This window comes from uncultured Ramlibacter sp. (assembly GCF_936925435.1).
Taxonomy (GTDB): Bacteria; Pseudomonadota; Gammaproteobacteria; order Burkholderiales; family Burkholderiaceae_C; genus Ramlibacter.
In genome coordinates this window covers 48,778-69,200 of the sequence record NZ_CAKZHQ010000004.1, presented here as the reverse complement: position 1 = coordinate 69,200, position 20,423 = coordinate 48,778, and the positions used below count along the sequence as shown (strand labels likewise).

Here is a 20,423-nt window from a genome sequence, read left to right as displayed (position 1 = left end):
ATAATAGTGCCGATGTCCGAGCATTCCGAGCAATTGCTGGCCGAGGTCGCGGCGCTTCCCGCCCTGCCCGGTGTCTACCGTTATTTCGATGCCGAGGGCGGCGTGCTCTACGTGGGCAAGGCGCGCAACCTGAAAAAGCGCGTGGCCAGCTACTTCCAGAAGAACCACGGCGGCACGCGCATCGGCCACATGATCAGCAAGATCGTGCGCATGGAGACCACCGTGGTGCGCTCCGAGGCCGAGGCCTTGCTGCTCGAGAACAATCTGATCAAGGCGCTCAGTCCCCGCTACAACATCCTGTTTCGCGACGACAAGAGCTACCCCTACCTGAAGCTGGTGTCGCATGCCTTCCCGCGCATGGCCTATTACCGCGGCGCTGTCGACCGCAAGCACAGCTACTTCGGGCCTTATCCGAGCGCCTGGGCGGTCAAGGAGTCGATCCAGCTCCTGCAGAAGGTGTTTCGCCTGCGCACCTGCGAGGACACGGTGTTCGCCAACCGCACCCGGCCCTGCCTGCTCTACCAGATCAAGCGCTGCTCGGGCCCCTGCGTCAACCTGGTGGCGCCCGAGGACTACAAGCACGACGTCGCCAATGCCGAGGCCTTTCTGCGCGGCGACACCCAGACCGTGCTGCGCACGCTGGAGGCGCGCATGCTGCAGCATTCGGACAAGCTGGAGTTCGAGCAGGCGGCCGAACTGCGCAACCAGATGGCGGCGCTGTCGACGGTGCTGCACCAGCAGTCGGTGGAGACCACCGGCTCGGACAAGGACGTGGACATCCTGGTGGCGGTGGTGCAGGGCGGCAGGGCCTGCGTCAACCTGGCCATGGTGCGCGGCGGCCGCCACCTGGGCGACCGCGCCTACTTCCCGACCCACATCGAGGACGCCAGCGTGGTGCAGGACTTCGACAAGATGGCCGATGCGGACACCGACGTGGCGCCGGCGCAGCCGGTCGAGACCCAGGTGCTGGAAGCTTTCATCGCCCAGCACTACCTGCAGGTGCCGGTGCCGCCGGCGCTGATCACAAGCCAGGCGGTGGGCCGCGAACTGATCGAGGCCCTGTCCGAGCAGACCGGCGTGCGCATCAACGCCGTTCACAACCCGCGCGAGCAGCGCCGCCTGTGGCTGGAGATGGCGCAGAAGAACGCGTCCCTCCAACTGGCCCGCCTGCTGGCCGAAGAGGGCTCGCAGCAGGCCCGCACCCGGGCCCTGGCCGATGCGCTGCAGCTCGATCCCGACAACCTGGACGCGCTGCGCATCGAGTGCTTCGACATCTCGCACACGGCGGGCGAGGCGACCCAGGCCTCCTGCGTGGTGTTTCACCACCACAAGATGCAAAACAGCGAGTACCGCCGCTTCAACATCGAGGGCATCACGCCCGGCGACGACTACGCCGCCATGCGCCAGGTGCTGCTGCGCCGCTACGCCAAGCTGGCCGAGGCCGGCCGCGATCCGCCCGACGCGTCGCCGCCAGGCGAAGCGTCTCCTGATGCTGCCGTGCCGCCCGAAGCGTCTGCTGAGACTGCTTCGCCGACCGAAGGTGCCAAGGAGGCCCGGTCCACGCTGCGCCTGCCCGACCTGGTGCTGGTAGACGGCGGCAAGGGCCAGGTCAGCATGGCGCGCGAGGTGTTCGCCGAGCTGGGGCTGGACCTGGCGGTGATCGTCGGCGTGGAGAAGGGCGAGGGCCGCAAGGTCGGCCTGGAGGAACTGGTCTTTGCCGATGGCCGCGAGAAGATCTGGCTGGGCAAGGATTCGGCCGCCCTGATGCTGGTGGCGCAGATCCGCGACGAGGCGCACCGCTTCGCCATCACCGGCATGCGGGCGCGCCGCGCCAAGGTGCGGGTGGGCGGGAGCAAGCTCGAGGAGATTCCGGGCATAGGCGCCAAGAAGCGGGCCCGCCTGCTGCAGCGCTTCGGCGGCATCCGCGGCGTGGCGGCCGCCGGGGTCGACGACATCGCCACGGTGGAAGGGATTTCACGCGAGCTGGCCGAAGAGATTTACCGCGCCCTGCGCTGAGCACGCCGTTGGGGCGGGGCGCCGCATGCCAGAATCGGCCATGTTCTTCACCATCCCCACCATCCTGACCTGGACGCGCATCGTCGCCATCCCGCTGATCGTCGGGGTGTTCTACCTGGGGATGGAAGCCTCGCTGCAGAACCTGATCGCCACCGTGATGTTCGTGGTGTTCGCCCTGACCGACTGGCTGGACGGCTACCTGGCGCGCAAGCTGAACCAGACCTCGTCGTTCGGCGCCTTCCTCGATCCGGTGGCCGACAAGTTCCTGGACTTCCCCTCGCTGCTGTAGCTGGTCCATCTGCAGCGCGCCGACGTCTTCGTGGGGCTGATCATCATCGGCCGCGAGATCGCGATCTCCGCGCTGCGCGAATGGATGGCGCAGATCGGCGCCGCCAAGAGCGTGGCCGTCCACATGCTGGGCAAGCTCAAGACCACGGCGCAGATGGTGGCCATCCCCTTCCTGCTGTACGACGGCGTGCTGTTCGGCCTGGTCGACACCGGCGTCTGGGGTACCTGGCTGATCTGGATCTCCGCCATCCTGACGGTGTGGTCCATGGTCTATTACCTGCGCAAGGCGCTCCCAGAAATCCGCAAACGAGTGAAATAGCCCACCCCCGAAACGGCCTGCGGCCGTCTCCCCCTCAAGGGGGCGCCACCAGCGGCCCGGCAAAGCCGGATCCGCGGTGGCCCTGGAAAAATCCATGACTTCCACCCATTCACGATCGGCTGCGCTGGTGGCTTCCATGCCCATCGTCTTCGTGCTGATCTGGAGCACCGGCTTCATCGTCGCGCGCTACGGCATGCCGCATGCGCCGCCGCTCAAATTCCTGGCCCTGCGCTACCTGCTGTCGGTCGCCTGCTTCGCCGTCTGGGCCTGGCTGGCGCGGGCGGCCTGGCCTGTGGGGCGCGCGCAATACAAGCACCTGGCTGTCACCGGCATCCTGATGAACGCGGGCTACCTGGGCGGCGTCTGGGCGGCCGTCAAGCTGGGCATGGGCGCCGGCCTGGTGGCTTTGCTGGTCGGACTGCAGCCTGTGCTCACCGCTGTGTGGATCGCTTCGCGCGGCGGCAGCGTGAGCGCGCGCCAGTGGGGCGGGCTGGCGCTGGGCCTGGCCGGCCTGGCCCTGGTGGTCTGGCAAAAGCTCGGCCTGGGCGAGATCGATCCCTTGAACCTGCTGCTGGCGGCTGGCGCCTTGCTCAGCATCACGGCCGGCACGCTCTACCAGAAGCGCTTTGTCGCGCCCTGCGACGTGCGCACTGCCAATCTCGTGCAAATGGCCGCTGCCTTCGTGGTCACCGCACCGCTGGCCTTGTTCGAGGCTGAGTCCATGCACTGGGTGATCGAAGGTGGCCTGAACCGTGAGCTGATTGGATCCATGGCCTGGTCGGTGCTGGCGCTGACGCTGGGCGGCAGCTCGCTGCTTTACCTGTTGATCCAGCGCGGCGCGGCCACCGCCGTCACCAGTCTGCTGTACCTGGTGCCGCCCTGCACGGCGCTGATGGCCTGGCTGCTGTTCGGTGAACCCATCACCGTGCTGACCATCGCCGGCATGGCGCTGACGGCCGTGGGCGTCAGCCTGGTCGTGCGCGCCCCTGCAGTTGCAAAGGCCTAGCGCGTCACGCGCTTCCAGGGTTCGCCACGGAAGCGCTCGGCCAGGAAGTCCACCAGCAGGCGCACCCGCTTGGGCGTGCGGGCCTGTTGCGGCGCCAGCCAGTGCACATCGGCGTCCGGCATCGCATAGGCGGGCAGCACCCGCACCAGCTGGCCCGAGGCCAGTTGGGGTGCGATGTCCCACAGGCTGCGCAGCATGATGCCGCGGCCGGCCAGGCACCAGTCACGCACCAGTTCACCGGAGTTGCCCGACAGCGGCCCTTGCACGCGCACGCGGGTTTCCGTCTTGTCGCGTTCCTTTTGCAGCCGCCAGGTGTCGAAGCGCTGGTCGCTCTCATGCACCACCAGGCAGTCGTGTTCGGCCAGGGCAGCGGGCGTGGCCGGCGTGCCGCGCGCGCGCAGGTAGGCCGGCGCGGCCGCCAGCACACGCTGGTTGCGCGCCAGCCGCCGGCCCACCCATTCCGAGGCGCGCTGGCCGCGCACCGACCACAGCCAGACCGCGCCGTCGAAGCCATCGACGGCCAGGTCGGGCAACTGCTCGGTCAGCTGCACCTGCACCTGGATCAGCGGATGGCGGGTCTGGAAGTCGGCCAGGGCCGGGCCCAGCCAGAGCCGGCCGAAGCCGAAGGTGGCGGCCAGGCGGATCAGGCCCGAGGGCTCGCTGCGCCGCTCCTGCAGGTCGCTCTCCAGCGCGGCGAACTCCTGCAGCAGGCGGGTGGCGCGCTCGCACAGGGCCTCGCCCTCGGCCGTGGCGACAACGCGGCGGGTGGTGCGCTGGAACAGCTTGAAGCCCAGCCTGGCCTCCAGGGCGGCCAGCCGCTTGGTGACCACGGAGGGGACGACGCCGGCGGCGGCGGCGGTGGCGGCCAGGCTGCCGTGGGCGCGCACGGCCAGCAGCAGTTCCAGGTCATTGCGTTCGAGCAGGGATTTCAATTCATTCCTGATTGGAAACAATCGATTGCCGCATTATTGCTTGCGGCATCTTGCGCCGCAATGCCAGAATCGGCTGATGCTGCTGGATGGCTTCGAGACCCTGGACTTTGTGCGTGACGGCGTGCGGCTGCGCGGCCGCCGCGCCGGGCAGGGCGCGCCGCTGCTGCTGCTGCACGGCCATCCGCAGACCCATGCCATGTGGCACAGGGTGGCGCCGGCCCTGGCCCAGCGGTTCACCGTCGTCTTGATGGACCTGCGAGGCTATGGCGACTCCCAGCGCCCCGCGCCGGGCGAGGGCAGTGCCGCCTACGCCAAGCGCGAGATGGCGGCCGACGCGCTGGCATTGATGCAGGCCCAGGGCTTTGACCGCTTCCAGGTGCTGGCCCACGACCGCGGCGCGCGCGTCGCCCACCGGCTGGCGGCCGACCACGGCGATGCCGTGCAGCGCATGCTGTTGCTGGACATCGCGCCCACGCTGGCCATGTACGAACAGACCTCGCTGGCTTTTGCCACGGCGTACTGGCACTGGTTCTTTCTGGTCCAGCCGCCGCCCCTGCCCGAGGCGCTGATCGACGCCGACCCGGTGCGCTACCTGCGCAGCGTGATGGGCAAGCGCCACGCCGGCCTGGCGGCCTTCGACCCGCAGGCGCTGGCCGAGTACGAGCGCTGCGCCCGCCTGCCCGGCACGGCCACCGGCGTCTGCGGTGACTACCGCGCCAGCGCCGGCATCGACCTGGCGCACGACCGCGCCGATGTTCAGGCCGGCCGCAAGCTGGCCATGCCGCTGCGCGTGCTGTGGGGCGAGCACGGTGCGGTGGGAAGCAATTTCGACGTGCTGGCGCTGTGGCGCGAGCGCGCCAGCGAAGTCAGCGGCCGCAGCCTGCCTTGCGGCCATTACATCGCGGAGGAGGCCCCGGCCCTTCTGCTGGACGAATCCCTCAACTTCTTCGGAGACACACCATGAGCAAGAAACGCATCGCAGTCATCGCCGGCGACGGCATCGGCAAGGAGACCATGCCCGAGGGCGTGCGGGTGATGGAGGCCGCGGCCACCAAATTCGGCATCGACCTGCAGTTCGACCACTTCGACTTCTCCAGCTGGGACTACTTCGAGAAGCACGGCCAGATGATGCCGGACAACTGGAAGGACCTGGTGGGTGGCCACGACGCCATCTATTTCGGCGCCGTCGGCTGGCCCGAGAAGATCGCCGACCACACCTCGCTGTGGGGTTCGCTGCTGCTGTTTCGCCGCGAGTTCGACCAGTACGTGAACCTGCGGCCCGCGCGCCTGATGCCCGGCATCATCTGTCCGGTGGTGCGCAAGGACGGCAGCCCGCGCCAGCCCGGCGAGATCGACATGTACATCGTGCGCGAGAACACCGAGGGCGAGTACTCGGCCGTCGGCGGCCGCATGTATCCCGGGACCGAGCGCGAGATCGTGATGCAGGAAAGCATCTTCTCGCGCATCGGCACCGACCGCGTGCTCAAGTTCGCGTTCGAGCTGGCCAAGTCACGGCCCAAGAAGCACCTGACCAGCGCCACCAAGTCCAACGGCATCGCCATCACCATGCCCTACTGGGACGAGCGCGTGGCCGAGATGGCCAAGAACTATGGCGACGTGCGCCTGGACAAGTTCCACATCGACATCCTCACGGCCCACTTCGTGCAGCGCCCCGAGTTCTTCGACGTGGTGGTGTGCAGCAACCTGTTCGGCGACATCCTGAGCGACCTGGGACCGGCCTGCACCGGCACCATCGGCATCGCACCCAGCGCCAACCTCAACCCCGATCGCAAGTTTCCCTCGCTGTTCGAGCCGGTGCACGGTTCGGCGCCCGACATCGCCGGCAAAGGCATCGCCAACCCGATCGGCCAGATCTGGTGCGGTGCAATGATGCTGGAGTTCCTGGGCCACAAGGACGCGCACGATGCGGTGCTCGCAGCCATCGAGAAAGTGCTGCATCCCCAAAGCGGTGCGCCTCGCACGGCTGACATCGGCGGCACGGCGGGCACCTCGGACCTCGGCCGTGCGATCGCTTTGGCGCTGTAACGTTTTGCTTGCCGAGGGGCTCGTGAAAATTGCGCAGTGCCGCACAAAACGCCCCGCAGCCCGCATGGAACCTCGTCAAATCCGACTAGAATCCGCCTCCGCGCTGTTGTAAAGCTGCATGTCGTATTGACACGGTCCATTGCCGTGGCTTTAATCGACTCCAGTGGCGATCAGCCGCGAAAAAGTCTCCCGCTTCCTGCCAGCAGCCGCCCTAGCGGCGTCGCAGGGACCGGGAGACAAAAATTTTTTTGAAGAGACATTCCTGATCAACTCTATCTCTCTACGAGGGGCCCCTTGTGAACAAAACCGAACTGATTGAGCACATCGCAAAACATGCCGACATCTCCAAGGCTGCCGCCACGCGTGCGCTGGAGTCGATGATCGGCGCCGTCAAGACGACGCTGAAAAAAGGCGGCTCGGTTTCGCTGGTAGGTTTCGGCACTTTCGCAGTCGGCAAACGCGCTGCCCGCGCCGGCCGCAACCCCCGTACCGGCGCTGCGATTAAAATCAAGGCCGCCAAGGTGCCGAAGTTCCGTCCGGGCAAGGCGCTCAAGGATGCGCTCAACTGAGGACAGACTCTTGGGTGCTTAGCTCAGCTGGTAGAGCAGCGCCCTTACACGGCGTAGGTCGGCGGTTCGATCCCGTCAGCACCCACCACAGACAAAGGCGAACAAGGGTTCGCCTTTGTGCTTTTGGACAGCAGGTTTTTTTCTAGAGAGATGCGCAATGTTCGAGTTTGTCCGCAAGCACACCAAGATCATGATGGGCCTGATGTTCCTGCTCATCATCCCTTCCTTCGTGTTGTTCGGCCTGGAAGGCTACAACCGCTTCAATGAGAAGGGTGAGACCGTCGCCAAGGTCGATGGGCGCGAGATTCACCAGGGTGAATGGGACGCCGCCCACAAGGCTGAGGTCGACAAGCTGCGCCAGTCTATGCCCACGCTCGACGCCAAGCTGCTCGACTCGCCCGAGGCGCGCTACGCCACGCTGGAGCGGCTGGTGCGCGACAGGGTCGTGGCCGCCGCCGCCGCGCATTCCAAGCTGGCCACCAGCGACCAGCGCCTGGCCGAGGAACTGCAGCGCAACGAGGTGATCGCCTCGCTGCGTGGCCCCGACGGCAAGCTGGACATGGCGCGCTACCGCCAACTGGTGAGCGCGCAGGGCATGACGCCCGAGATGTTCGAGAACTCGGTGCGTGCCGACCTGGCGACGCGCCAGGTGCTGGCGGGCCTGGGGGCAACCGGCATCGCCACGCCGGCGCAGGCCCGCCTGTCGCTCGACGCCTATTTCGAGAAGCGCGAGATCCAGGTGGCGCGCTTCAACGCAGTGGACTACGCGGCCAAGATCACGCCCAGCGACGCCGAGCTGGATGCGTTCTACAAGGCCAATCCGCAGCTGTTCCAGGCGCCCGAGCAGGCCAGGATCGACTACCTGGTGCTGGATGTGGACAGCGTCAAGAAGGGCATCACGCTCAATGAGCAGGACCTCAAGACCTACTACGAGCAGAACGTGGCCCGCATGGCCGGCCAGGAAGAGCGGCGTGCCAGCCACATCCTGATCGCCTCGCCCCAAAGCGCGCCGGCCGCCGAGCGCGCCAAGGCCAAGGCCAGGGCCGAGGAGCTGGCGGCCGTGGTGCAAAAAGCCCCCGACAGCTTCGCCGACGTGGCCAAGAAAAATTCGCAGGACCCGGGCTCGGCACCCGGCGGCGGCGACCTGGACTTCTTCGCGCGCGGCGCCATGACCAAGGCCTTCGAGGATGCCGCCTTTGGCCTGAAGAAGGGTGAGGTCAGCGGCGTCGTCGAATCGGAGTTCGGCTACCACGTCATCAAGCTGACCGACATCAAGGCGCCCAAGCAGCGCAGCTTCGAGGAACTCAAGCCCGAGATGGAGGCCGATCTGAAGAAGCAGCAGGCCCAGCGCAAGTTCGCCGAGTCGGCCGACGCCTTCAGCAACGCCGTGTACGAGGCCGCCGACGGCCTCAAGTCTGTGGCCGAGCGCTTCAAGCTGGAAGTGCGCACCGCCACCGTCACGCGCACGCCGGCCCAGGGCGTCACCGGCGTGCTGGCCAACCCCAAGTTCCTGGCGTCCGTCTTCACGCCCGACAGCGTGGAGAAAAAGCGCAACACCGAGGCGGTGGAAGTTTCGGCTGGCCAGCTGGTTTCGGCCCGCATCGCCCAGTACACGCCGGCGCGCACCCTGCCGCTGGAAGAGGTGAAGGCGCAGGTGCGCTTGCGTGTGATCGCCGCGCGCGGCGCCGAGCAGGCCAGGAAAGAGGGCATGGACAAGCTCGCCGCCTTCCAGGCCAAGCCCGCGGCAGCCGAACTGCCGGCCGCCATCCTTGTCTCGCGCGACGATTCGCAAAAGCAGCCGGCCCAGGTGGTGGAAGCCGCATTGCGCGCCGACCCTGCGGCATTGCCGGCGCTGGTGGGCGTGGACCTGGGCGCCCAGGGCTATGCGGTGGTCAAGGTCCTCAAGGCCGTGCAGCGCGAAGCGCCGGCCGCGGACGTCGCCGTGCGGGAACGCCAGCAGTACAGCCAGTGGTGGACCGCGGGCGAGAGCCTGGCCTACTACAACCTGCTCAAGGACCGCTACAAGACGCAGATCAAGGTCGCCAAGCCCGCGCCCAAGACCGGCGACGAGGTCGTCCAGTAAACGCGTTGCGAGCGGGTATAATCTCGCCTCTACGGTGGCTGTAGCTCAGTTGGTAGAGTCCAGGATTGTGATTCCTGTTGTCGTGGGTTCGAGCCCCATCAGCCACCCCACCCCTCTTCTAAGTGCTTGTTTTTCCTGGAAACCCAGATAGTTCAAGGGTTTTCAGCTCTCGGTTGCTACACAGGTTGCTACGCAAACCTGAGGAGCAATAGACGATGAAACAAGCGCTTCCCCTGCACATCCATCGACGCGGCAAACGCGGCACCCTGTACCTGCGCCGGCGCATCCCTGCCGATGTCGCCTCAACCTACCCCGCGAACAAAAAAGAGCACTGGGTCAGCCTGGAAACCACTGACCTGAAGCTGGCGATGCCACGTCTCCATGCCGAACAGCACCGGCTGGACCAGGAGTTCGAAAGACGGCGAGCCCTCCTGCTGGCTCGCAGCGCGGAGCGTCTGCCGTCCCAGCGTACCTTCAAGACCTTGAGCGATGACCAGATCGCTGCGATTGGCCAGCAGTGGGTGCATCAGACGCTGTCGAGCGACGCCATGGAGCGTGAACACGGGCTGAGCGACGACTACTACGACCACCTAGCCGTCGAGCTTGTCGAGAATCGACGAGTCTTTGGCGACTGGCTGGCCAGAGGGCGCTCAGAACCGATGATCGAGCCCATGCGCGAATACCTGCAGATCATTCGCCTGGACGCCGAACTGTCGCCAGAGCAGGAGCGAAAGGTGGCTCACACCATGCTGAAGGCGATGGTCGCAGCTTTAGACCTTCGGATCGCCCGCCACCGGGGCGAAGTTGTCGAGACCAAAGACAAGGCGCCGGCGCCTCCTAAGCATCCCGCAGCGATGACAGGGGCAGACGGGCCCACATGGGAGGCCGTCTACCAGGCGTGGAATACACGGGCGGACAACCGGCCGCTGTCGACGCAAAAGCACTTCAAGTCCCACTGGACCATGCTCAAAACGTATGCAACGGCGCACGAGATGGCGGGGCCCAGCCGCCTCACGCCCAAGGGCATGAGTGATTGGGTCAACCATATGGCCGAAAGCGTTTCGGTCGTCACCGTCAACACCAGGTTGGCCAACGTGAAGACGATCTTCAAGAACGCTCTTGGGCGGCACGTCGTCGCAGAGAATCCCGCGCGCGACACCCTTCCTTTGGCCGTCGTGAAGCGTGACCAGGGGAAGAAGGCGCACTTCCCGTTCACTCAGGGTGAAGTCGAGAAAATCTTCGACTCGCCGATCTTCCGGCACCTGGAGCTGCCACGGGGTCGGACTGGGGAGTCGGCCTACTGGATGCCTCTGATCTTGAGCTACACGGGGGCCAGGGCTGAGGAGATCGCCGGCATGGCCGCCTCCGAGGTCGTCCACGACCCTGAGCACGGCTGGTTCCTGCTGGTTACAGACATCCCGGACGACAATACCGCGGCCCTCTATGACGACGACGGGAAGCGCAGCAAGCGAGGGCTAAAGACCCTCGTGTCGCGCCGGCGCGTGCCGGTCGCGCAAGAGCTGGTCGACCTCGGCCTGCTGCGGTACGTGCAACACCTCAAGGACCGCGGAGAAGCTCAGCTGTTTCCGGAGTTGACGCCTGGCAACGACGGCAAGTGGTCGACGGCCTTCGGCAAGTACTTCGGACGTTACCTGCGCAAGCAGGGCGTCACCGACCGCACGAAGGTGATGAACAGCTTCAGGCACCGCATGAAAGACCTGCTGGAAAGGGCCAGGGCGGACAGCAAGTACCTGAAGCGGATTCTTGGCCATGCCACTGGCGACGGCTCCATCACTGACGGCTATGGCGAGGATGACCTTCCCTTCGGCGAGATTGCGGCCGAATTCGCCAAGGTGAAGTTTCCAAAGGTCTCCGTCCAGCCTTGGCAGCCTTTGAAAAAGGCGTCGGGCTCCATGGCATCGTAGGCTGCGCGCCTCCCTCATCCCTCACCGCGGGTAGAGGACGGAACCCTCATCCGAAGGATGCCGCGACTGTGGCACCGACTTGCCCACCGCGGCGTGCGTTCGTCGCAAGCGACGCCCGCCACCGTGGACAAGTCTCGGGGCCCATCACGGGCATTTCGATAGGCCAAGGCCGGGGCCGCACTGGCATCCTGGCCCCGCCCTCCTGACGCTGTCAGGATTTCCTCCCGTAGGCCACCGTGGCCCGCTCGCCTTCCCGGCGGACGAGCAGGCAACCTGGACCTGGCCTCGGTCGGATCGCAATTGGCTCCCTATACCAGCCATTGCAACAACCCTGGAGTGGCTAGTGCCTACCCCTTTCCGCGCCCCTGTCGGGCCAGAGAAATCGACACACACCCCTGCAATCGCTGATTGCGGCCCCAACATCCAAAAAAGGCCAAGCGCCGAAGGCTTTTCGCTGACCACACGGCCGATCGGACCGGTCCACAAACGTGGGCACAGCCCCGAAATCGCCAAGAACGGCGCGGAAAAGTTGACCAAGAACAACCGCAGCCGCTTCATCAAGGTCCGCGTCTCGACCGACGAGCACTGGGAGCTGCAACGCCGGGCTGACAGCCATGGCCAGACGCTGTCCGACTACGTTCGTCACTCAGTCACAGCTGTCCACGAACGTCTGGACGTGGTCGCTGCCCTGGAAGATCTGCGCAAGCAAGTGCATGGAGCTGCCGACCCGGCGGCCTCCGCCACCAACGCGCCTCAGACCGCATCAACGGAGGTGCTGCTTATCCTTCGGGAGCTAGCCGCGTCCAGGGACCCGCAGATCCTGGCCAGAGTGCGGGCGAGGCTGGCCGCGCCTGACCTCTATGCCAGGCTGAAGGGAGGCCTCGCATGAAGACGCACGACGCCTTCCTGCGCCACCTGTCGGGCCTGCGTGATCGGGCCCTCGCCTGGTTCTCGCTCTCCATCGCCCTCACCGCCGCTACATGGAGCATTGCCTGGGACCGCGGCTTGCACCGTCCTGCGGTCGACGGATGGGTGCTGCTCGCCGCAGCATGGGCCGGGAGGACTGCGGATCGCACGGCACTTACGCTGCTTTCTCTGTGTGTCGCCGTCGGCATGCTCGGGGCAACTCTGATCTCAAGTTGGCTGTTTCGCCGCTGGCTCAGGCGCGCCCAGGTTGCGCCCATGCAGCTCCGTGGCTCACGGTGGGAGCAGGACCAGTGATGCTCAATCCGTGGAAGCGCCCCCCTTTGAAGGCCGGCGCAGGGGGCCCAGCGAGCCGTTCCTCCTCTGCACCGGTGACACTGGGTGGAAGGCCCTGGCCCATCGAACTCGAGACCCTGCACTTGCTCACCGCCGGATCGACTGGAGCCGGCAAGTCAACGCTGATCGAAGAAGTCCTGGACGGCGTCTTCAAAAGAGGTGAGCGCGCCATTGTTTGCGACCCCAACGGCGCGTACTTCAGCAAGTTCGGCACCGATGAGGACCGGCTTCTCAACCCGCTCGACGCCCGGTCTGAGCGCTGGTCTCTGTTCAACGAGCTTCGGTCGGATTTCGACGCCGACCGGCTAGCGTGCTCGGTCGTGCCGGCTGGGCATGGGGAGTCCGCACCCTGGCATCACTATGCGCAGGTTCTGCTGGCCGAGGTGCTCAGAGCACTCGTGCGTGCGGGGGAGACCAGTACAGATCGACTGCTGTACTGGTCAACTTGCGCGCCCGCTCGCGACCTGGAGGCCCTGCTCGTCGGGACGCCGGCTTCCGGACTGTTTGACGAGGGCGCGGACAAGGCCCTGGCCTCTACCCGCTTTCTGCTAACGGCGCACCTGGCTCCGCAGCGCTACTTGAGGCCTGGGGAATTCGGCCTGCGGGAGTGGCTGGAGAACGGCTCCGGAAGCCTCTTTCTGACGTGGCGGGCGGACATGCAAAGGGCGCTTGCGCCCTTGCTCGCCTGCTGGGTGGACATTGTCACCAACGCTGTCTTGACCTTGCCGCCAGATCCGAATCGGCGGATTTGGCTGGTATTGGACGAACTGGCCGCACTCGGCAAGCTCGATGGGCTGGAAGCGGCCTTGACCCTAGGCCGCAAGCACGGGCTGGCAATCATCGCCGGGGTCCAGAGCACCTCGCAGCTGGACCGGCTGTATGGGCGTGACAGTGCGACCGTCCTGCGTTCGTGCTTCCGCAATCTAGCTGTACTCGCAATCGCGAAAGGCGATCCCACCACTGCAGACGAACTTTCGCGGGCACTGGGCGAACGCGAGATCCTGCGCCGCGAGCGCAGCAGCAGCCTCGGGTCGTCTGGTCTGGGAGAGTCCGAGTCGTTGCGCCAAGTGCAGGAACGCCTTGTCCTGCCCAGCGAAATCGCCGGTCTGCGGAACTTGGAGGGCTACCTGGCGTTGGCCGGTGATGCGCCCGTAGCCCGATTCCGGCTGGCTCCCCAGGTTCGAGCGCAACGCCGCCCCCCTTTCATCCCGGAGGATGCATGCTGACCCTGGACAAAGTGACGTCCGCTGAGTCTGCGGCGACCTACTACGAAGGGGCAGATGACTACTACTCCGAGGACGGCCGCGCGCCCAGCAGCTGGTGGGGCGAAGGCGCGGTCGCGTTGGGCCTGGTAGGTTCAGTGCGCCCGGATGAATTTCGGCGCGTTCTGGAGGGCCGGCTGCCCGATGGGAGCACGCTTCACCATGGCGGTGAAGGCCCGCGCACGGCCGGGATCGACCTGACGTTCAGCGCTCCTAAGTCCCTGAGCCTGCAAGCAATGGTCGGAGGTGATCATCGGCTCTTGCAGGCTCACAGGGATGCAGTGACCGCCACCCTGAAGCACGTTGAATCGACCATCGCCGCCTATCGTGTCACGTTGGGCGGTGAGACCGTCTTGGTGCGCAGTGGCAACCTCGTAGTCGCTCGTTTTGACCACGAGCTGAGTCGCGATAAGGACCCGCAGCTCCACACCCACTGCGTGCTGGTGAACGCGACCCAACGGCAGGACGGTCAATGGCGCGCCCTGAGCGCGAACGACCTCTACGCGCAGCAAAAGCTCCTGGGGGTCCACTACCGCGCCGAGCTGGCGGCTGCCGTGCAGGCCCTGGGGTATGCCGTCCGCCGCACCCATGAGGACGGCCGGTTCGAGCTGGCTCACATCAATGATGCCCAGGTCTCTGCCTTCAGCACGCGGCGCCAGGCGATCGACGCCGCGTTGGCCGCCCGCGGCCGTAACCGCCAAAACGCGTCGGCACGGGAGCGGGAGATCGCCAGCCTGAACACCCGGCGCAGCAAAGACAAGCAAGTGGACCGGGCAGCCCTCGCACAGGCCTGGCAGTCAAAGGCAGCTGAATTCAGCATAGATTGGACCGCCATCCCTCCCAGCACTCTGGCGGTTGGTCAGCGCGAAACCTCAGCCAACGAAGCAGTCCACTTTGCCGTCGCGCACCTGACCGAGCGCAATGCGGTGGTCTCACGAACAACCCTGGTCCAGGTTGCCCTCGCGCATGGGACTGGATTGGCACTTTTCAGCGACATCGAGGGCGCAATCAACACCGCAATCGCCAAGGAAAGCCTGATTTCCTCACCAGATGGTCGGCTCCTCACGACAGCCCAGGCTCAGACGACGGAACGCGAAATGCTCGCCGTAGAACAACGTGGGCGAGGCCTCCTACCGCAGCCTATTCAGCAATCGCCAACCGCAAGAACACGCCTGGCCACGCAGAACCTGAGCCAAGGGCAGCGTTCCGCAGCAGAGTTGATCCTGAGTACGAAGCACCGCGTCGTAGGAGTCCAGGGCCTGGCCGGCACCGGCAAGACGACCATGCTGCGGCAGGTCAAGGCCAATTTGGGTAGCTTCAAAGCCCTGGGGCTTGCCCCGTCAGCGGCAGCCGCCCGGGAGCTGGAGGCGACCGGAATACCCTCCATGACCACGGCTGCGTTCCTGGCCCGCAACGCCCAAGGGCTGACCGCGAACACCCTGGTCGTCCTGGACGAGGCTGGGATGGTGAGTGCGCGAGACATGCACCTCGTGCTCCAGGCTGTGGAGAAGGCCGGAGCTCGGGCAGTCCTGGTCGGAGACACCAGGCAGCTAAAAGCAGTCGAGGCCGGTGCACCGTTCTCCCAGCTTCAGAGGGCCGGCATGGAGACCGCCCGCATGGCCGAAATTCAGCGCCAAGCCGAGGGCCCCCTGCGAGAGGCTGTTCTGGATGCCGCTGAGGGCAGGATCGCGGCGTCCGTCGCCAAGCTGAAATCGAGCATTGCCGAGGTCCCACACGCGACCGAGCGCTACGAACGGATCGCCCGGCACTACGCCTCCTTGCCCCCTGGCGAGCGGATGGAAACGCTGATGGTGGCGGGAACCAACGTGGCCCGAACACGCATCAACGAGCTCGTTCGGCACCGCCTGGCCCTCGCGGGCACGGGGTTGGTCGTTACCGCGCTGGAGCGGCGAGATCTGACGCGCGCCCAGGCTCAAAGCTCCCTGAGCTATTCACCAGGTGACCTCGTTCAGGCCGAACGGCACTACCAGAGCATCGGATTAATGCGCGGAGACCTAGCCCGGGTTGTCGCCGCGGAACCTGGCTGCGTGACGCTGGAGCGAGCGGACGGCGTGAAAGTCTATTGGCGACCGACGACCATGTCCAACGTCACCGCGTACGTTGAGGTGGAGCGGGAACTCGCTGTTGGCGACCTGGTGCGATTCACGAAGAACGACTACAGCCAGGGGATCGTCAACGGTCAGCGAGGCCAGGTGGAGTCGGTGGGATTCGAAACGCGCGAAATCCATGTCCGGACGGACGGAGGCGTCCTGGTGACGCTGGATGCCGCGGAGCCACTCCAGATCGACCATGGCTATTGCACGACCGTGCACGCGGCTCAAGGCCAGACGTGCCAGCGAGTGCTGGTGGATGCAGATGTCTCTTCTGCGATGGCCAACCAGGCCCTGTACTACGTCGCGATCAGCCGAGCCAGAAGCGAAGCGGTGCTGTACACGGATGATCGAGAGCTGCTGCCGGAAGCAATGTCCCGGCTCGACACCAAGCATGCCGCTTTGGACATCGACTTACGCACTCCGCGCGAACACGCCTTGTCCATCTAGCCTGGTCAAAAGAAGAGGCTCTGTCACTAATCTGTGTTGGTTGCCTTGGCGCGAATCGGCCACCGGCCAATGGCAGTGCGGGCGTTCGCCAGTTTCTCAGGCCGCGTGGGAGGCAGGTAAGCTCTATGACGGCACAATCGGGGCCCGCCATCGTGCTCATCACTAGACGTCAATGGGGGCGCTTCGCCCCTTACCACTGAGGACCAAGCCTTAATATGGAAATAATGCTGGAACACTTCGTACAACTCGCGCTGTCAGCCTTCGTGCCGCTGGTCCTTGTGGCCACGTTCATCTTCATCATCCGGACCAACCGCAAGCAGATGGCGGCCATGCAGGCCCAGAGCTTCGCCGCGTACAAGCAGGCGCATCCGGGCAGGGTGTCCCACGACGGTCACGTTCGCTGTAAGGAATGCGGGGGCGGCAACATCGGAATCGAGCGGGTGATGAACCGCACCTTCATGCGCCGGCACTTCTGTCGAACCGACGGCACCACGCTTTACTACTCCAAGGAGCAGACCTGATTGAACGCCGACCTGAAAGCAATCTCCGCCTGAAGGCTGGCGTCTCGCGCCATTGTGATTCCCCGAGCCTCGACCGACCTGGTCGGGGCTTTTTATTGGCTAGGCGTTGATGGCCGCACATCGCGGCCGTCACAGGTCTCGATGGAAAATCTCGGTTGCGAGGCCTTGGAATCAACACAGTCTGGTGACAGAGCCAAAGAAAAAGGGGCGCGACGCGTCGGCCCTTGTCGTGCTCAGAACCCTTCTTAGCGGGTAGCGCTGTCGAGGATTCCGCGATGGAGACCTTCGACCTCCTCCGAAGCACGCCGGCGAAGCGCATTCTTCGGGAGACAGCTAACTCAGCCGTAGAATGGAAAAAGCCCACCTTTCGGTGGGCCTTTTCTAACTATCGCGTACGTCCCTAGGGGGAGGCTTTCGCCCACGATCCTAGTGGCCAGTGCGTCGATTATACGAATATTGGGGCATGGCTGCAATTCCACCTGACCAGGCGATCAAAAACGCCCTTTCCGCGCCTAGAGTAGGCACCTACGAGGCCGCTACGGCGGCGATGCCCAATCTGCCCGGCGCCCTGGCCTTGTACGCCTGGAACGCTCAAATTTCAGCCGCGTTCATGGCCCCACTCCACCTATGCGAGGTGGTTCTCCGGAACGCAGTTAACGACGCCCTGACGGCAGTCTACGGCCCGCTCTGGCCTTGGGATCCGACTTTCGAGCTCAGCCTACCCAATCCGCAAGGTCCTCACTTCAACGCTCGCAGGGAGCTAGTTCGAGCCCGGACCAACCAGCCAACCTCAGGCAAAGTCATCGCTGAATTGAAGTTCAAGTTCTGGCAAACGATGTTCACGGGACGATTCGATACCCGGATCTGGAATCCTCATCTCAGAGCTGTTTTGCCGTTCTTGGATCAGCTGCTGTCGGTGCAACAACTACGCAAAGCGATCTTCAACGACCTGGAGCAGCTGAGGACTCTGCGCAACCGCATCGCCCATCACGAGCCAATTTTTGCCCGGTCTCTCGCCAGCGACTTTCAGCAGATTCAGACGCTGATCGGATTTCGCTGCCCCGATACCGCTGCATGGATGGTTCAACACCAACAGGCCCAGGCCTTGATCGGCGCCAAGCCTCCCTGATTGAAAATGCCTGCCGATACCGCTTTGTACCTTGCCTGTTGGGGGGCGTTCTTGTCGACGTTGCTTGGGCTAGTAAAGCTTGGGGAGGTCTGGCGCGATCGCTTTCGGCTGGACGTTAGCTACAACCTGACCGGCAGCGACGTCTTCGGCAGTGACATCCTCTTGAGAAATCTCACCAGCCGACCCGTGATCCTGACGTATTGGGAGTTGATGTACGGGGCCAGGGGCTGGCGCAAGCGAAACTACGAATCGATCGCAATCCCAGGTCACGATGCAGACGATACCCGTATTGACCCGCATTCAACGCTGAAGCTCAGCTTCGTTGGGGACCAGAATTTCGAGTGGGGCCACAAGGCGCTGCGGGGCCGCGCCATCTACATTCGACTCCACGTCGCCGGCCGCCGGTCTTTCGTGCGGAGAGTGTATCCAGAGCTTGCGCCCTGGCTGCGCCAAAGGCTATAGCTCCGTCTGCGCGTCGATTCACGGAGGCGACACCAACACCCGGACCTTGTCGATTAAGACCCTGTTAAATCAACGACTTAGAAGGCGTCCGGGGTACAAGCGCTTCGGGGAAGTGGACCCCCGAGGTGGCACCTCAGAGGCGAGGCGCGATTATGGGTGCAAGAGAGTCAACGTCGCAAGCGTCATCATTCCCCGGTCAAAGCTGCATGTCGCGCCAGTTGTTGGCGATGTCTTCTTCGATAGGCAAGGCGACGCGCGGAGCTTGGCGGGTGTTGGATAGCGCAATCAAACGCCTAACGCCTGCGGCCGGCCGGCGGCTTGCAGGCCGCCGCCCCGATCTTGTCCTTGAAGTCCGAGTTGTCGTGCAGGTCGCAGCCTTGAAAATAGCCTAGTCCCAAGGTGGCGCTCGTCTGATCCGTGTAGTAGCTCTGATCGACGGTGTGGAAATGCGGGAAGTCGCCAAATGCAGATCTGAAATCCGCATAGTTGGCCATCCGAACGCGTAGTAGTTCGGTTGTGCTTGTCTGTCCATCGTTAGGCAGGGTGTAGCACGATCCATCCTGGCTGACGCCACCTTTTGCCTGAGGCATGTTGCCGACCGTCATGAGCGGCAGGATGGAGTCCGGCAAGCCAAGCTTCAAGTAGACGATTGTGCTGACACTGCCATCCGGATGTGTGGCAGTCCCCGTCATAACGGACTGCTTCAGCCGCCATGGCGTCCACTGGAATTTCGTCGCTTGATCAGCTTCACCGACTGTCAGATTTACACCGTAGGCCACCAACCCCTTTTTGAGCTTCCGGTACGCGGCAAACCCATAGTAGCGATCCATTTCAGCGTCGACGATGATGATGTTCTTCACCTTGCGACGAATAAGGGCGAAGGCAGCCAGGTTTTCAACGTGCCCACCGTCGGAGAGTTCAAGGTATTCGTTTGTCCCGGTTGGACTCGGCACCTCAAATGGCTGGGCCAGGAACGGTGCGAGTGCCGCACCCGAAATCGCCACGGCTTTGACCACGGGCACAGGTTTCCCAGTGTTGGCTCTCCAATAACCCCTGGACTGGTTGCCTGTAACCAGCGGAGTGAACTCGAAAACGCCGTGGTGCAGACGATGCTCGGGGTCGGGCTTGTGAATCGCCGTGTTCACGATCCAGTAGGGAACTTGTTTGACAAGCGTCGCATTGGCGAGTTGGTCGATGGTGCGTTCCGCGGGATTTCTGCCAAAGCTCCTTCTGAGGCTCGCCTCGTACATCTCGATTGATGCCCGTGACGGGTGCCATGAGAAAGCGGCGTCCAGATATTCAAAGTTGGTGACGAAGTTGCCGGTGCCGATTAACTCGCACACGCTTCGGCGGAATTTGTCGTCCGACAGAATCGATTCACCCAGTGGTTTTCCAAGGTTCTTCATCTGCTCCTCAACCAACCAGAGAGCGGCGTACGAGCCGCCAGAAGCAGACGAGATGACCTTGATGTGTTGGAGGGCGCCTTGGTCATAAAGCGCTTTCATGACACCCATCGAATAGAGTGCGGATCGTAGGCCGCCGCCGGAAAGGGCAATGCCCCAGTCGTCGCCGCCGAGGATCTTCTCTTCTCCGTGCTTCAGTTCCGTTGAAAGCTCGTAGTGTTTGATCGGAGCCCGACTGGCACACCCGGTGAAGGTTGCGATTAGCGCCAGTGCCATCAACGTGGACGTAAGGACTTTACCCAGCATGTTCCCCCCTGTCTTGATGGAGCGCAATTAGGCAATGGAGAGTCCAGCTCGTCAAGATCGAGCCTGGAAATCCGGAACGTTGTTCTTTGATGGATAGTGCAGCGGCGGGCACACCCTCCGCCATCTCAGTGATGTACGTCACTGGATTCAAGTGCCTTTAGTCCAATTTGAAATCTGGTTCCCGGAGCTAAATTTTCACCTCTCCCAACGACGTCCTTTCGAGGACTTATAGTCCGGGTCTCTCATGGCCGCGAGGTAAGTCTTGATCCCCCGGAAAGACGAAACTCCTGCTACGTCAATGACTTAGCAGGAGTCTGGGTGTTGGTGGCGCTTCG

The 20,423-nt window shown here is 64.2% G+C and carries 16 protein-coding genes, 2 tRNA genes and 1 pseudogene; 17 read left to right on the top strand and 2 right to left on the bottom strand.

Translation table 11 applies throughout. The features are described from left to right. Positions 1 to 12: 12 nt before the first annotated feature. The 3 genes and pseudogenes from uvrC (at position 13) to Q0632_RS03915 (ending at position 3,629) form a co-directional block, all read left to right on the top strand. Positions 13 to 2,016 (top strand): excinuclease ABC subunit UvrC, encoded by a 2,004-nt coding sequence (uvrC, locus tag Q0632_RS03925; RefSeq protein WP_298924559.1) that lies wholly within the window; start codon positions 13 to 15, stop codon positions 2,014 to 2,016. A 40-nt stretch (positions 2,017 to 2,056) separates the two neighbouring features. Beyond that, positions 2,057 to 2,623: pseudogene (gene pgsA, locus Q0632_RS03920) on the top strand (CDP-diacylglycerol--glycerol-3-phosphate 3-phosphatidyltransferase). A gap of 94 nt (positions 2,624 to 2,717) precedes the next feature. Further along, a complete protein-coding gene (locus Q0632_RS03915; protein WP_298924557.1) occupies positions 2,718 to 3,629 on the top strand; it encodes a DMT family transporter in 912 nt (303 codons plus the stop codon). Here the strand turns inward: Q0632_RS03915 and Q0632_RS03910 are convergent. Continuing rightward, on the bottom strand, positions 3,626 to 4,561 hold the full coding sequence (locus tag Q0632_RS03910) for a LysR family transcriptional regulator (protein WP_298924555.1): 936 nt from the start codon (positions 4,559 to 4,561) through the stop codon (positions 3,626 to 3,628). The two genes, Q0632_RS03915 and Q0632_RS03910, sit on opposite strands and share 4 nt — an antisense overlap. A gap of 76 nt (positions 4,562 to 4,637) precedes the next feature. On the opposite strand from Q0632_RS03910, the gene Q0632_RS03905 reads away from it, so the two are divergent. The 14 genes from Q0632_RS03905 to Q0632_RS03840 all read left to right on the top strand — a co-directional run bounded on the left by Q0632_RS03905 (position 4,638) and on the right by Q0632_RS03840 (position 18,379). After that, positions 4,638 to 5,525: an alpha/beta hydrolase gene (locus Q0632_RS03905; RefSeq protein ID WP_298924553.1), complete on the top strand. Its 888-nt coding sequence runs from the start codon at positions 4,638 to 4,640 to the stop codon at positions 5,523 to 5,525. Then, on the top strand, positions 5,522 to 6,607 hold the full coding sequence (locus tag Q0632_RS03900; protein WP_298924551.1) for a tartrate dehydrogenase: 1,086 nt from the start codon (positions 5,522 to 5,524) through the stop codon (positions 6,605 to 6,607). The genes Q0632_RS03905 and Q0632_RS03900 overlap by 4 nt, the downstream gene beginning before the upstream one ends. A 296-nt stretch (positions 6,608 to 6,903) precedes the next feature. Continuing rightward, positions 6,904 to 7,176 carry an HU family DNA-binding protein gene (locus tag Q0632_RS03895; RefSeq protein WP_141512898.1) on the top strand — a complete coding sequence of 91 codons (273 nt, stop codon included), beginning with the start codon at positions 6,904 to 6,906 and terminating at the stop codon, positions 7,174 to 7,176. A gap of 12 nt (positions 7,177 to 7,188) precedes the next feature. Further along, a tRNA-Val gene (locus Q0632_RS03890) sits at positions 7,189 to 7,264 on the top strand. A gap of 69 nt (positions 7,265 to 7,333) precedes the next feature. Beyond that, positions 7,334 to 9,259 (top strand): SurA N-terminal domain-containing protein, encoded by a 1,926-nt coding sequence (locus tag Q0632_RS03885; RefSeq protein WP_298924545.1) that lies wholly within the window; start codon positions 7,334 to 7,336, stop codon positions 9,257 to 9,259. 34 nt (positions 9,260 to 9,293) lie between these two features. After that, positions 9,294 to 9,369: transfer RNA gene (locus Q0632_RS03880), tRNA-His, on the top strand. A 105-nt stretch (positions 9,370 to 9,474) separates the two neighbouring features. Further along, complete coding sequence (locus tag Q0632_RS03875) at positions 9,475 to 11,184, top strand: site-specific integrase (RefSeq protein ID WP_298924543.1); 1,710 nt, start codon at positions 9,475 to 9,477, stop codon at positions 11,182 to 11,184. A gap of 529 nt (positions 11,185 to 11,713) precedes the next feature. Next, positions 11,714 to 12,073: a hypothetical protein gene (locus Q0632_RS03870; RefSeq protein WP_298924541.1), complete on the top strand. Its 360-nt coding sequence runs from the start codon at positions 11,714 to 11,716 to the stop codon at positions 12,071 to 12,073. After that, the gene (locus Q0632_RS03865; RefSeq protein WP_298924539.1) at positions 12,070 to 12,405 is read left to right on the top strand and encodes a hypothetical protein; all 336 of its coding nucleotides are present in this window, start codon (positions 12,070 to 12,072) and stop codon (positions 12,403 to 12,405) included. Before Q0632_RS03870 ends, Q0632_RS03865 begins: the two co-directional genes overlap by 4 nt. Then, positions 12,405 to 13,670 (top strand): type IV secretion system DNA-binding domain-containing protein, encoded by a 1,266-nt coding sequence (locus Q0632_RS03860; protein ID WP_298924537.1) that lies wholly within the window; start codon positions 12,405 to 12,407, stop codon positions 13,668 to 13,670. The genes Q0632_RS03865 and Q0632_RS03860 overlap by 1 nt, the downstream gene beginning before the upstream one ends. Further along, entirely contained in the window at positions 13,664 to 16,267 is a 2,604-nt protein-coding gene (gene mobF / locus Q0632_RS03855; RefSeq protein WP_298924536.1) for a MobF family relaxase, read from the top strand. Before Q0632_RS03860 ends, mobF begins: the two co-directional genes overlap by 7 nt. Before the next feature lie 224 nt (positions 16,268 to 16,491). Further along, positions 16,492 to 16,788: a hypothetical protein gene (locus Q0632_RS03850; protein WP_298924534.1), complete on the top strand. Its 297-nt coding sequence runs from the start codon at positions 16,492 to 16,494 to the stop codon at positions 16,786 to 16,788. Positions 16,789 to 17,251: 463 nt separating this feature from the next. Then, the gene (locus tag Q0632_RS03845) at positions 17,252 to 17,917 is read left to right on the top strand and encodes a hypothetical protein (RefSeq protein ID WP_298924532.1); all 666 of its coding nucleotides are present in this window, start codon (positions 17,252 to 17,254) and stop codon (positions 17,915 to 17,917) included. After that, positions 17,918 to 18,379: a hypothetical protein gene (locus tag Q0632_RS03840; protein WP_298924529.1), complete on the top strand. Its 462-nt coding sequence runs from the start codon at positions 17,918 to 17,920 to the stop codon at positions 18,377 to 18,379. It abuts the gene before it with no gap. Positions 18,380 to 18,672: 293 nt separating this feature from the next. Here Q0632_RS03840 and Q0632_RS03835 read toward each other — a convergent pair whose 3' ends face one another. After that, a complete protein-coding gene (locus tag Q0632_RS03835; RefSeq protein ID WP_298924527.1) occupies positions 18,673 to 20,088 on the bottom strand; it encodes a patatin-like phospholipase family protein in 1,416 nt (471 codons plus the stop codon). Positions 20,089 to 20,423: the final 335 nt, after the last annotated feature.